Genomic DNA, 13,324 nt, shown 5'->3' with positions numbered 1-13,324 from the left:
TCGACATTATGTAAATATATACACTATAATGTAAGGTTTTATGTTTATGAATATGAGTTAAACTTATATCATTTTGTATTTTCATTCAGTAGGGCGATAATTTCATACAAATAACTTGCGGCTCTATTTATTTTTAAAAATACCTCTTGACACCGAATCGAACTATATCGCATAATATAAAAAAATTAGATTGAAAATCGTTGAAGGGAATTAGTACATATGTCTTCTTGCGAAAGAGAGTGGAATTCACCGGCTGAAAGATTCCTCGTATAGAATATATCGAACCTATCCCTGAGTCTTAAATGAAAGTTTAGGCGTTCGCCTGCGTTATAGGCACCAAGTGGATATCTATGTATATCAATTAAGGTGGTACCGCGGAACAATGACCGTTTCGTCCTTTTTATTTTATTAAGGGCGAAGCGGTCATTTTTATTTTGCTCTTAAATACCTCATTGCAGCATTGATGAGAATAGATATAGTTACAAAGTGAATGAAGTGTAATTTATAAAAAACTTTGATTTTAGACTTGGGGGATAAAAAAGTGAAAAAACAACGAGTTGTTGTAAAGATTGGGAGTAGTTCCTTGGCAGATAGTCACGGAGGCATCTCTACAGAACAGCTTTCAGATCACGTTGCCGCATTGGCTCGGTTGAAAGAAGAGGGGCACGAGGTTGTGTTAATTACATCTGGAGCCGTCGCTGCAGGTTTTTCAGCGCTAGGATATCCTAGCAGACCTGTAACGATTAAAGGGAAACAGGCTGCAGCAGCTGTCGGACAAAGTTTGTTAATGCAGGCGTACACGGAGGAATTCCGTAAATATGGCATCGTTACTGCGCAACTTTTGCTGACGAGGAGTGATTTTTCTAGAAAAGAACAATATAGTAATGCTTACGCTACGTTAGGAGAATTATTAAACCGCTCCGCTCTTCCAATTATTAATGAAAATGATTCCATCTCTTTAGAGGAGCTGACGTTCGGTGATAATGATATGCTGTCAGCTTTAGTAAGCGGGCTTGTTTCGGCGGATATGCTTATGATCTTTACGGATGTGAACGGGTTATATGACAAAAATCCTCAGAAAAATCCGGATGCAAAAAAATATTATTTTCTTCCTGAAGTTACGGAAGAAATTTCTTCTCTTGCAGGAGATGCTGGCTCAAAACTTGGGACTGGCGGTATGAAATCAAAAATCGACGCTGCAAAGACAGCGCTCTCTCTTGGTGTGAGTGTATTTATCGGAACAGGACGTGGACAGGAAAAGTTTGTAGATGTTTTGAAGGGTAAGGGTGATGGAACGTATGTTGGTAATGCTCCTCAAAAAGAAATGAAGATGAACAAGCAATGGATTGCCTTACATTCGCTTGTTAGCGGACAAATTGAAGTAGATGCTGGGGCAGCTACTGCCATCATTCAGCATGGTAAGAGTTTACTTCCAGCTGGTGTTACGAATGTATCAGGATTTTTCCAAGTGGGTGAAGTTGTAGAGGTTGTAACGCAACAAGGGCGCGTAATAGGAAAAGGACAATGCACATATAGTGCAGAGGAACTAATAGATGTAAAAGGTATGCAAAGCCAAGATATTCAAGTAAGAGGCGAGAGACATAGTTATGAAGTCATCCATAGGGATCATTGGGTTTCACTTTAAAAAGGAGGAAATAAAAATGAATGAAGTGTTGGCAAAGGGGATAAAAGCAAAAGAGGTTGCTAGAGAGCTTGTGCTTAAATCTACAGAGCAAAAAAACGAAGCACTTTCCGCAATAGCTGATCAGTTAATATTAGAAACAGCTTATATTTTAGAAGAAAACAAGAGGGATATTGAAGAAGGTAAGGCAAAAGGATTTTCTGATTCACTCCTTGATCGTCTTCTGCTAACTGAAAATCGTATTATTGATATGACAGAGGGGATTAAGCAGCTAATTGAATTACGTGATCCTGTAGGAGAATGTGTAAGTGCATGGGAAAGGCCAAATGGACTATCTATTCAGGAGATGCGCGTACCACTTGGTGTTGTCGGGATGATTTATGAGGCAAGACCGAATGTAACTGTTGATGCTGCTACAATTTGTTTGAAAACAGGAAACGCAGTAATACTACGTGGTAGTTCTTCTGCTATCCATTCTAACAAAGCCATCGTTAGCGTTATTCACCGGGCGCTTAAGCAAACTAGCTTGCCTTCAGAAAGTGTACAGCTCATAGAAGATACAACGAGAGATAGTGCAAAACAGTTGTTTACATTGAACGAGTACTTGGATGTTCTTATACCAAGAGGCGGTAAACAATTAATTGATACAGTAGTGAGAGAAGCGTCTGTTCCAGTACTTGAAACAGGTGCGGGAAATTGTCATATATTCATTGATGAAACAGCAGATAAACAAATGGCGTTTAATATTATTATAAATGCAAAAACACAGCGTCCATCTGTATGTAATGCAATTGAGACGATTGTACTTCATGAGAATTGGGCAGAGCAATATGGTAGCGAGTTGTTTTCTTCCTTGAATGAAAGAGGAGTGGAGCTACGTGGTGATAATAAAGCAGTGGCGATTGATTCTTCTATCTTACTTGCGACAGAAGAAGACTGGGAAACTGAGTTTTTATCTCTCACACTAGCAGTGAAAGTGGTTTCCACTGTTGAAGAAGCGATTCATCATATAAATACGTATGGATCTATGCATTCTGAAGCAATTATTACTGAAAACGAGGAAAACGTCAGCAAGTTTTTTACTTCTGTAGATGCCGCGGCACTTTATCATAATGCATCGACTCGTTTTACAGATGGATCCGAATTTGGATTCGGAGCGGAAATTGGTATCAGTACACAAAAGTTACACGTAAGAGGACCAATGGGGCTTCCAGCATTAACTTCTACAAAATATGTGATTCGTGGAAATGGACAAATTCGAAAATAATAATAAAAGACACTCAATTGGCTTGGGTGTCTTTTATTATTAAAATTAATTACCATACAAATAGCCCAACGAGCATAGCACTTAATAAAGAAACAGCCATCCCGCTAACAAGAAGCTTCCAAACATTTTTACCGATGACTGATGATTTTTCTCCGCCAAATAATGAATTGTAAGTTCCGTAAATCATACCTACTGTACTAAAGTTAGCAAAAGAAGCTAGAAATGTCGTTGCAACCGCAACCGTATGCGGTTGTAGCGACTTTAAGTTTGATTTTAAATCCATCATTGCAACAAATTCATTCGTCGTTATTTTGATCCCCATTAATTCAGCTACATACATAGCATCACTGCCTGATAAACCGAGTAAAAATGCAAAAGGACTAAAGATAATGGAGAAGATTTTTTGAATTGTTAACCCCGTTACAAAAAATCCTAAAATCCCATTTAAACATGCTGTTAAAGCTACATAACCAATTACCATAGCTAAAATAACGATAACCATATTCATCCCAACTAACATACTGTTTGAAATAGTAGAAAAGAAATCCTTTTTTTCATGTTTTGAAGGTGTGTAAACAACGTCTTCTTCTTTCGAAACTTCCACAGGATTTAATACATTGGCTAAAATTAATGCGTTAATACAGTTTAATGGGATTGCGCTGAAAATATATGTTGCTGGAACCATTGATAAATAAGCACCAAGAATGGATCCGCTAACGCTACTCATACTCATAATTCCAAAAGTTAATAATCGATTTTCTTTTAAAACAGATAATTGATCACGAACAACCGCAAGTGCTTCGGTGTTTCCTAAAAACATCATTTGAATCGAAAAGAAACTTTCTAACTTTGGTAAACGAGAAATCTTTGAAATAACTGCACCTACTTTATCAATAATCCAAGTTAAGATTCCGAAATAAGAAAGAATATCGAAAAAAGTAATAACAAAAATGATAGGAAGTAACGCACTAAAGAAGAAATCAATGTGCTGACTTTCCATAGCTGAAGGAAATGCAAATCGAATACCTTCATTCGCACATGCTAGTAGCCAACTGAAAAATGACGCAATTTTATTAATGATAATACTGCCGAGCTTTGTGCCTAACATAAACCACGTAATAAAAAGCTCCAATAGGATGAGAATTACAATTGGTCTCCATTTTATATGTTTTTTATTAGGCGAACATAAGAAAATGATTAATATGACAACGAAAATCCCTAACATATTCAATATGAAATACATGTCAACAACTCCTTGAGAGTTATTATTTGTATATAAAAAAGCATCTATTCTTCCAAATTTGGATTATGATTAGAAGTTATGAAGCATGTAAGTTATGTTAGGAATCAATGTATTTTAATTTGCTTTATTTTGAGAAATCGCAGTAATTATCGAACAATTAGCTGTTTTCAATTGTTTTGTTGGATATTAAACGTATGCGATTTTAAACATCGTTTATTCCGGATTAACGGACAGTAAGATTTTTACCTCAAAATTCAAGGAAAGCAAAGAAGTGAGGTGGGGATGGGCTGCCCGCAAAATCCCGATTGGTAAGAGCTGATTAAAATTTCACTTTATAAATAAGAACGGTGAGTTGGCCATGAACCTTGAAGTTTCCGAAGCTGTATAATTTGTCCTGTATGATAAGCATCAGGCAAAAGGATATTCATATATTGTTGCCAAACTGGTAGAGAAGGACTTAGTTGATCTAGTTCTGCTTCTTGAAGGGCGGTTAATGAAGATTGTAAGGCATCATGTACTTGAAGCGTTCGCTTTACGGTTTGCTACCAAGCGGCATCATCATTAGGTCCACCTTGGATAAACGTCTCATCATTATTTTGTGGAGCAACAAATGTGTCGTCTTCATGTAAGCGGGAAAGTAGGCGTTCTTTAAAGATTAATAAATGGTTCACATTTTCCCAAATCGTATTACTGGCAGCACCTTCTGGTTGCCAACATGCTTGTTCAACCGTAAGATTCTTTAACGCTTCTGATATTGGTGGGTACCATTCTTCTTCGTAAAAAACTTGTTGGACTCCATTTTGCAACATTTCTTTTCTTCCCATTCGTATAGCCTCCTGTTCATTTTTCTTAATAAAACCAATTCTCTTTTCTCTTCAATAAACCTTTTCTATAGTTGCACAAGAGGGTGAAAGACAACTTATAACAGAGCCATTAAAAAACTTCTTTTTAATATGATACTTAATAATCAAGGCTTTAATTGAGTCAGAATGAAAAAGAGTATAAACCTTTCTCTATTTGCTCATGGATTAGAGTTTTTTTGAAGTCGCAAAATAATTCTAAAAATATAGAAGGTTAAATTCGATAAAAATAGAATTTGATATATAGCAAACAAGGAGGGGATAAAAATGGAGGTCTATCACATAACGAGTAGAAAGAGGGAAACTTATAACGTTCAAGTGAAATATTCGATACTTTTCGAATGTGCGCTTGGCATTGCAGCAATTACTCATAAGAGGTTAATTGATACACTTGAAAAGAGTCAAAATGAATGGGAAGAAATTAAGAAATCATTAACAGAAGAAATGAGAGAGCACTTACAATTTGTCGAAGAAAATAATACGTGGAAAGCATTGCTTCAGTTGTTGTATGAAGAAGACATACAGGATGTATCACAGTTTCATGTTAAAATCGATTCACTTTCAGAAGAAGATTTGAAGTATATATGTTTACCGTTTTTAGGGGAGAAATATGAGAAAAAAAGACGTTTAGCCGCAAGTAGAGATGGAACTGCAATACATGAACTAAAGGAATTAACACATGATCATCAGTTTTTCTCTACGTACATTCGCTTTATATGTGATGTAGATGTACAAGTGCTGAAATCTCATTTAATCGCTGTAATGACAGGTTGGTATGAGAGTGTAATTAAGAGTGAGGAAGAAGAAATACTTTCTATATTAAAACGAGATTATGAAGCAAAAAATGAAATGAATAAAAAGATGAAGCCGGAAGAGTTTGTCGAGTGGGCGACTGGTGGCGTGAACTATATGCCAGAGCCAAGTGTTCATCACGTACTTCTTATTCCGCAAATGACGTACAGACCGTGGAATATTGAAGCAGATATTGATGATACGAAAGTATTTCATTATCCAGTTGCGAATGAAAGCATTCATCCTGAAGATCCGTATGAACCGAATTATTTTTTAGTTCAAAAACATAAGGCTCTTGGGGATGAGGCGAGATTGCGAATTGTAAAAATGTTGTTTGAAAAAGAACGTACATTACAGGAAATAACGGAAAGATTGCAGCTTGGTAAATCGACAGTACACCATCATTTGAAATTGTTACGTGCAGCGAAGTTAGTTGATATACATGATGGAAAGTATGTATTAAGGAAGAAAGCAGTGCAGTCGTTAGCGAAAGAATTAGAAGCGTTTTTGAGTAGATAATATGCAACAAGAATGTACATAAAGGGAGGAGTTTAAGAGAAAAGTTGGTGAGCTATAATGAAGAGTGTATTGAAAAATCGTTCGTTCTTTTTTATGTGGATTGGTAGTGCAATCTCTGAATTAGGAGGGGCTTTCGGAACGTTAGGTAATTCAATTCTAGTATATGAGTTAACAGGATCAGAAATGGCTTTAAGTAGTATGTGGTTATTATATTTCATCCCATCACTCATATTGCAATTAATAAGTGGCCCATTTATTGATAAATGGAGCCGGAAGTGGATTATGATATTTTCACAATGGATACGAGCGTCCGTATTTTTATTACCTTTGGTGATGCTAGTTTCGGGTAGTATAGAAGTTTGGCACATTTATGTTGTTCAAATTGTAGTGGGACTTATTACACCACTTTATACACCTGCAAGTCAAGCAATTACACCGAGCATTGTAGGGAAAGAACAACTTCAAGATGCAAATGCGTACATTGATGGAATGACTCGCCTTATGATGTTTCTTGCGCCAGTATTAGGCGGAGTAGTCATTCATTTGATTGGAACAGAACTTACATTATCTTTCGTATGCATATGTTTATTTGTTAGTGGCACTTTCTTATTTTATATAAAAGAAAATAGAACGTCGCAACCTATTCGGAAAACGTGGCTAGAACAGTTTTTTCACGGTTTTACATATTTTTTCACAAAACCAATCATCGTTTGGCTCGGTATATTTCTTACTTTCGTGCAGTTTGGAGTAGGGGTAACGATGGTCACAAATCTTCCTTATATAAAAGACGAGCTGTCAGCGGGATATGCAGAGTACGGTTATTTCATGGCAGGTTTTCCACTTGGCTACGTAATTGGCTCAGTATTAGTCGGAAAAGTAACATATAAAAGCCGGCGTATACTTATGCTTGGAGGATTGTTTATAGGGGGACTCACATACATTTTATTAGGATTCAATCATAGTATTATCATTGCAATAATAATTGAAGTAATAGCAGGGATTTGTATTGCATTTTTCAATGTTCATAACACGACAATATGCCAACAAACCGTCCCAAATAATATGATAGGACAAGTATTTTCAGTGCGTTTATTTTTTATACGATCCGCTATGCCATTAGGTGTGTTAGTAGGGGGGATATTGAGTGAAATGTGGGGAGTAAGAGCGCTATATGTAATCATCGGTGCAATTATATGTGTTACATCTTTAATAGGCATGTTACTTCCATATTTCAAATTTTTAGATGAGGCGATAGAAAAGAAATCAGCATAATTCAAAAAATTAAAACTTTACAATTGAAAATAATTATCATAATCAATTATAATAGAAGAATACTAGTATTCGTATAACAAAGAGGGAGTGGGATATATGTTTATCGAAACGAAAACATTTACAGTAAAAGAAGGTACATCAAATATAGTTGTAGAACGTTTCACTGGAGAAGGTATTATTGAAAAATTTGAAGGCTTCATCGATTTAAGTGTTCTCGTGAAAAAAGTAAGACGCGGCGACGAAGAAGTTGTCGTAATGATTCGCTGGGAATCTGAAGAAGCATGGAAAAACTGGGAAACAAGTGAAGAACACTTAGCTGGACATAGAGCGGGCCGTGGTAAACCAAAGCCAGATCATATTATTAATGTGGATCATGCAGTTTATTATGTGAAATCATCGAAATCGGCTTATCAACAGTCGTAATATATAAGTAGAGGATACATGTTGTAGAAGCAATCATGTATCCTCTTTTTTATGACTGGGGGGATGGGAATGATAGAAAAACTTGCATTCATTACATATGAACAACATAAAAAATTAGTGCAAACAATAGTAGCGGAAGTCTTATCTATGGAAAAGGTAAATGGATTCATGCTAATTGGATCTGTTGCAAGAGGCGATGCATATCCTGAATCTGATTTAGACTTCTATATTCTTTTAGAAGACGGACAAAAGAAGAAATTTCATTCTGAAATGAGAGAAGATATTTTAGTTGAATATAAGGGTGCAGATTTTAATCAAATTCAAGTAAACTTTAAAAACAATCCGATGGAACTATACTCATTTCTAGAAGGGAAAATTTTGTTTGATAAAAGCGGTGAGTTAAAAAAGTTAAAGGAAATAGCTACATATGAATTTGAAAACTATCGTGTTTCAAGCGACAAAATGAAGGGCATTTCTCATTGGTTGCATAGTTCGCTTATTAAAATTCAATCTGCTTTAAAAGCAAATGATGAGTTAAAAGCTTCATACTTAGTTCATACGTCAACTTGGACATTGTTAGAAGGGATATGGGCTATTAATAATAAGCCAGTACCGCCAGCGGGATCTGCTTTAAGGTATATTCAAACGTTGCCGAATAAGCCAATTCATTTAGATGAGTTACTTAATAAGCTATTTTTAGGTGATACAACAGAGCGCATCCCTTCAGCAATTTTCCTGGTTGAGTGGGTTCTACACAATCTGGAAAATAAATAATGAGACTATTTTATATAGGTACATTAATATTTCACGTCGAACAGTTTATATAATTGCAGTCATAAAAAACGTTCTAGGCTATGGAGAAAAGTATTAGACTTATAAAGCATAGTCTTAGATGGAACGCTTGAATATCTTGCCTTACATATTTAAGGGTTATGAAAATGAGTCTATATCCCTTCTTTTTAAAAGGAGATGAGTACATGAAGCTGAATCATTTAAATTTATGTGTTGATGACTTATCAGAAGCGAGACATTTCTTTGAAACATTTTTTGATTTTCAATTTTTGGAACAAAAAGGGAAAGCACTTGTAGTTATGAGTGATGAAAGTGGATTTATACTTGTGCTGAGCGATCCAAAAGCATTTAAGGGAAATAAGGAAGTTATGTATCCTGAAGCTTTTCATATTGGTTTTTTAGTGGATACTTCAAATGAAGTTGATCAAGCGTATAATCGTTTAGTAGCAGGCGGCATTGAAATAGATAAGGAACCTTATTCGATGCGAGGTAGTAGTTATGGTTTTTATTTTACAGTATTTAATGGCTTATTAATTGAAGTGTCTTGTCTTGATTATAGAGAAGGTAAGAAAGTTTCAAAGCTTAATAGCGATCAACAAGAGTAATCATTTGAAGGTGTATAAAATTTAAGTATGTATCATATTAGAAGACGGATTATGAAAGTTTCACTGTAAAGTAAAAAAGACAGACTAATAAATAGTCTGTCTTTTCACATTAATTCTTCACATCATCATAAAGTTCAAGTGCCTCTTTCACATTCAATCCATTTTTCACAATGCCATGTATTGCTTGGATCATCGCAGCTGGGTGCTCGGATTGCCATATGTTTCGGCCCATGTCTACTCCAATTGCTCCTTCTTGCAATGCATTGTACGTAATGTTTAATGCGTCTTCAATTGAATCTAGTTTTGGGCCGCCCGCGATGACGACTGGGGCAGGGCATGTGCTCGTTATTTTTTCGAATCCTTCGCAGTAATACGTTTTAATAATATCAGCACCCATTTCAACACATACGCGGGAAGCAAGTGCTAGAAAGCGAGCTTCACGTTTTTGTAATTCCTTTGCGACTGCGGTAATGCCGAGTACTGGTAGGCCGTAATCGTGAGCTTCAGAGACTACATTTGCGAGATTTGTAACAGTTTGTGTTTCATAGTCTGATCCGACAAAAACAGAAACGCCAACGCCAATTGCGTTTTGCTTCACTGCTTCCTTCACAGGTGTAACAATTGTTTCATTCGCTAAATCTTTACCGACGACAGTAGCGCCACCAGATACACGCATAACCATCGGTGTGTTGCAGTTTTCAGGAATGCAGGAGCTAAGTACACCGCGTGTTAAAAAGAGGGAGTCTGTATAAGGAAGTAAGTTTTTAACTGTTTCAAGTGGTTGTTCTAGTCCGTGAATTGGTCCTAAGAAATAACCGTGATCTATTGCTAACATAACCGCTCTACCATCAGGTAAAATTGTATTTAATCGATTTTTAAATCCCCAAGTCATTCAAAATCACTCCTTCGTTAATGTTGGATTTTCCGTTTGTACCGTATCTTTATTTGGTAAATGTGGTGACTTTATAAAAACAGCTTTAAAAGGTTTGTCAGAATGGTTAATCAGATAGTGAGATTCATGAGGGCGAACTTGCAGGACATCACCTTGTTTAATGGGAACTCTTTCGTTATTTACATAGAAGTCTATTTCACCTTCTAACGCATAAAAAACTTCTTCACACGTTGTATGGTAATGATTTTGAAATTCTTGCCCAGGCTGAATGACAACAAGACCAAGATCAATATTCGGGCCTTGTATTAAATATTTCGGCCCGTTATCACCGAAGCGATAGGAGAAATCATTTTCATTCGCTTTTAACATACAGTTCACTCCTTTATGTAAATGAGTTACAGTGCACCAGGTGCAATCCACATATGTGTTGTAAGTCCTTTATCAGCTAAAGCGAGCTGACTGCTATATACGGTTTTCCATGTTTCATAGAATTCTTTGTATAGCTCGTGATTTTCAGTGATTGGTTCAAATGTATTTTCCCACTGTACAAATTGTTCGGCAGTCTCTTCCATAGATGAATATATGCCAGCGCCAACTCCGGCAGCAATTGCAGTTCCTAAAGCAGCTGCTTCTTTCACAACTGGTACTTTTACAGGAATGCCGAGTACGTCTGATAGAATTTGTGGCCATAGTTTCCCTTTAGCGGCACCGCCAGCAAAAATGACTTCAGAAGGGAATGTACCAGTAAGATTTTCAATTAGTTTTAAGTTTCCAAGTGTAACGAAGGCCGCATTTTCTTCAATAGCACGGAACATTTCCTTTTTTCCGCATTTGTCAGCGTCTAAACTTAAATTTAAGAATGAAGGTGCGGCATGACGCCAAGAAATGTAGTTCATAACGTTTGAAAAAGTAGGGATAATACCATATGAACCGACAGGTACGTCTTTCGCTTGTTCTTCTAGTAATTCATAAGCATCTACACCGAGTTTATCAGCAAGTTTCTTTTCTTCTTGGCAAAAAGCGTCTCGAAACCAGCGCATAACGAGACCTGGGAAAAAGGCGATTGTTTCATATTGCCATAGGTTCGGAACGACGTGACAATTTACTCGAATCGCAGCATGTGGATCTGTTATTGGCTCAGTAACATTCACTTCTTGTTGCCAAAAGCTACCCCCGCATATTAACGTTTGATTCGGTTTCACGATTCCTGTTCCGAGCGATGCCATTTGAGCATCTCCCCCCCCGGCGACGACAGGAATCCCTTCACGTAATCCAGTTAATGCTGCACACTCTTTTGTAACGTTGCCAATTACTGTACCAGCTTCATTTACTGTTGGTGAAAATGGCAAAGATAGACCGCACTCCTTAGCGACATCGTTATCCCACACTCTATTTTGTAAGTCAAAAATACCTGACGTGCATCCGTTTGAGGGATCAATTTGTAGTACGCCGCTTAGTTTATATAAAATCCAATCGTTTAACATTGTAAAAGAGTAAATATTATTATAGACGTCGGGTTCATGTTTTTTTATCCAGAGTAGGCGTGGTAAAGCACCTAATGAAAAAGTTTGACCAGACTTTGTATATAAATCTTTTTCAAGATGTGACCGAATTTCTTTTAATTCACTAACTTCGACGGATGCGCGCCCATCAACATTTGCACACGCCCATATTTCTTGCCCATCTTGATCATATAAAACAAATCCTTCTCGCATACTTGTAGCGCTAATAGCAAGAATAGAAGAGGCAGGAGTGTTGCTTTTTTGAAGCACCTCTTTCGTACATTCTTGTACTAGCTTCCAATTTTCTACTACATCAAAGTTCATAGAGCCTGGATAACGAAGGTCAGATTTGTGAATCCATTCTTTTTGACTTACTGCAATTTGATTACCATGTAAATCAAAAAGAACTGCTCGAATGCTCCCTGTACCAGCATCGAAAGCTAATAAATGGGACATTAACAATCACCATCCTTTCGTAATAAGGAGAGGGCAGTTTCCTCATCGGTAATTAATGAATGAATAAACTTTCCTTTTAAGGCACCATAAATTGCATCTATCTTTTCAGTACCTCCAGCAACACCGACGACATGCTTCATATTGCGCAAAATAGAGAGGGGCGTGCCAATTAGACGATTGTGATGCGAGAGCTCTAATAAATCGCCATTTGTATTATAAAACTGTCCTAAAATATCGCCAGCACCGTTTTGACTACGAATATATGTCATCTCACGTAGTGTTAATTTTTCTTCTTTTACAATCGTAGCGTCTTGAGATAATCCCCCAATACCGACAACAGCCGTATGAGCAAGTGAAGCGACTTGAAGCATATCTTTTACACTCGGTTCTGATAGAATACTTTGTGCCATTTCGGTTGTAGACGCTAGAAACGGCGTAGGGATAATGTGAAGTTCGCCTTGCATGTAGTGTAAATAGTTTTGTTTTCTCGGGAGATAGTGATTTACCCCGCCTGTGAGCGTTACGATTGAAAGGTTGATAGAACTTTCAAAATGAATGTTTTCTAGCATTTTGCTAATTGTTTCTCCCCAGCCAATACCGAGTAAATCACCTTGCTGGAGATGAGTTTCTAAATATTGTGCAGCAGCTTTTCCGAGAGAAGCGTGATAATTGTTTACTGGGGTAGGGATAATAAAAGCATCTTTTAAGTGGAATTTTTTCATTAGGTCACGCTCAATACTTAAACAGTGCAAACCAGTCCCTTTTACGTGAAATGTAACGATACCTTCACTTCGCGCTTTATCTAATAACCGGACGACTTTATTTCTTGAAATATGAAGAAGTGACGCGATCTCCTGTTGTGTTAATTGGTCTTTATAATAGTACCAAGCTACTTTAGTTAATAAATTTTCTTCAAAGTTCAGCTGAGTCATACTCTTCATCCCTTTCAACAATTGACCACAGCTTAAACATATGTACCATATATTTTGTTTATTCCAGTTGAAACGATTAATAGTACGTAGAAAAAAGTGTTCTAGATATAAAAAAAGGAATATACAA

Annotated in this window: 12 protein-coding genes, 1 pseudogene and 1 other annotated feature; of the genes and pseudogenes, 7 read left to right on the top strand and 6 right to left on the bottom strand. The window is 36.7% G+C overall.

Annotation, left to right across the window (positions count from 1 at the left end; all coding sequences use genetic code 11):
* Positions 1-191 precede the first annotated feature (191 nt).
* Positions 192-402, top strand: a binding site (T-box leader).
* A gap of 139 nt (positions 403-541) precedes the next feature.
* Positions 542-1,645, top strand: coding sequence for a glutamate 5-kinase (gene proB / locus V7S45_RS14630; RefSeq protein WP_000744808.1), 1,104 nt, complete (start codon positions 542-544; stop codon positions 1,643-1,645).
* A gap of 16 nt (positions 1,646-1,661) precedes the next feature.
* Positions 1,662-2,909, top strand: a complete 1,248-nt coding sequence (locus tag V7S45_RS14625) for a glutamate-5-semialdehyde dehydrogenase (protein WP_025687458.1) — start codon at positions 1,662-1,664, stop codon at positions 2,907-2,909.
* A 49-nt stretch (positions 2,910-2,958) separates the two neighbouring features.
* Here V7S45_RS14625 and V7S45_RS14620 read toward each other — a convergent pair whose 3' ends face one another.
* Positions 2,959-4,152, bottom strand: a complete 1,194-nt coding sequence (locus V7S45_RS14620; RefSeq protein ID WP_000273596.1) for a nucleoside transporter C-terminal domain-containing protein — start codon at positions 4,150-4,152, stop codon at positions 2,959-2,961.
* Between the two features lie 332 nt (positions 4,153-4,484).
* Positions 4,485-4,976, bottom strand: a pseudogene (locus V7S45_RS14615) (DinB family protein).
* A gap of 303 nt (positions 4,977-5,279) precedes the next feature.
* Here V7S45_RS14615 and V7S45_RS14610 point away from each other — a divergent pair.
* The 5 genes from V7S45_RS14610 to V7S45_RS14590 all read left to right on the top strand — a co-directional run bounded on the left by V7S45_RS14610 (position 5,280) and on the right by V7S45_RS14590 (position 9,415).
* Entirely contained in the window at positions 5,280-6,323 is a 1,044-nt protein-coding gene (locus tag V7S45_RS14610) for a metalloregulator ArsR/SmtB family transcription factor (RefSeq protein ID WP_025687459.1), read from the top strand.
* Between the two features lie 57 nt (positions 6,324-6,380).
* Positions 6,381-7,595 carry an MFS transporter gene (locus V7S45_RS14605; protein WP_025687460.1) on the top strand — a complete coding sequence of 405 codons (1,215 nt, stop codon included), beginning with the start codon at positions 6,381-6,383 and terminating at the stop codon, positions 7,593-7,595.
* Between the two features lie 96 nt (positions 7,596-7,691).
* Entirely contained in the window at positions 7,692-8,018 is a 327-nt protein-coding gene (hmoA, locus tag V7S45_RS14600; protein WP_000469498.1) for a heme-degrading monooxygenase HmoA, read from the top strand.
* 69 nt (positions 8,019-8,087) lie between these two features.
* A complete protein-coding gene (locus V7S45_RS14595; protein ID WP_000570640.1) occupies positions 8,088-8,792 on the top strand; it encodes a nucleotidyltransferase domain-containing protein in 705 nt (234 codons plus the stop codon).
* Positions 8,793-8,995: 203 nt separating this feature from the next.
* Positions 8,996-9,415 (top strand): VOC family protein, encoded by a 420-nt coding sequence (locus V7S45_RS14590; protein WP_000773080.1) that lies wholly within the window; start codon positions 8,996-8,998, stop codon positions 9,413-9,415.
* A gap of 109 nt (positions 9,416-9,524) precedes the next feature.
* Here the strand turns inward: V7S45_RS14590 and lsrF are convergent, their stop codons facing one another.
* Genes lsrF through V7S45_RS14570 form a run of 4 tightly spaced genes read right to left on the bottom strand, consistent with a single transcriptional unit; the run spans position 9,525 to position 13,197 of the window.
* Positions 9,525-10,307: a 3-hydroxy-5-phosphonooxypentane-2,4-dione thiolase gene (gene lsrF, locus V7S45_RS14585; protein ID WP_000219765.1), complete on the bottom strand. Its 783-nt coding sequence runs from the start codon at positions 10,305-10,307 to the stop codon at positions 9,525-9,527.
* A 6-nt stretch (positions 10,308-10,313) separates the two neighbouring features.
* Positions 10,314-10,676, bottom strand: coding sequence for a cupin domain-containing protein (locus tag V7S45_RS14580; RefSeq protein ID WP_000909986.1), 363 nt, complete (start codon positions 10,674-10,676; stop codon positions 10,314-10,316).
* Between the two features lie 26 nt (positions 10,677-10,702).
* Positions 10,703-12,265, bottom strand: a complete 1,563-nt coding sequence (lsrK, locus tag V7S45_RS14575; RefSeq protein WP_000018816.1) for an autoinducer-2 kinase — start codon at positions 12,263-12,265, stop codon at positions 10,703-10,705.
* Positions 12,265-13,197, bottom strand: a complete 933-nt coding sequence (locus V7S45_RS14570) for a sugar-binding transcriptional regulator (RefSeq protein WP_000192709.1) — start codon at positions 13,195-13,197, stop codon at positions 12,265-12,267. Before V7S45_RS14570 ends, lsrK begins: the two co-directional genes overlap by 1 nt.
* Between the last annotated feature and the right edge of the window lie 127 nt (positions 13,198-13,324).

The sequence above is a fragment of the Bacillus sp. BR3(2024) genome, assembly GCF_039134555.1.
Classification (GTDB): Bacteria; Bacillota; Bacilli; order Bacillales; family Bacillaceae_G; genus Bacillus_A; species Bacillus_A cereus.
The sequence above is the reverse complement of the archived record's forward strand: the minus strand, read 5'-3'. Positions and strand labels throughout refer to the sequence as shown.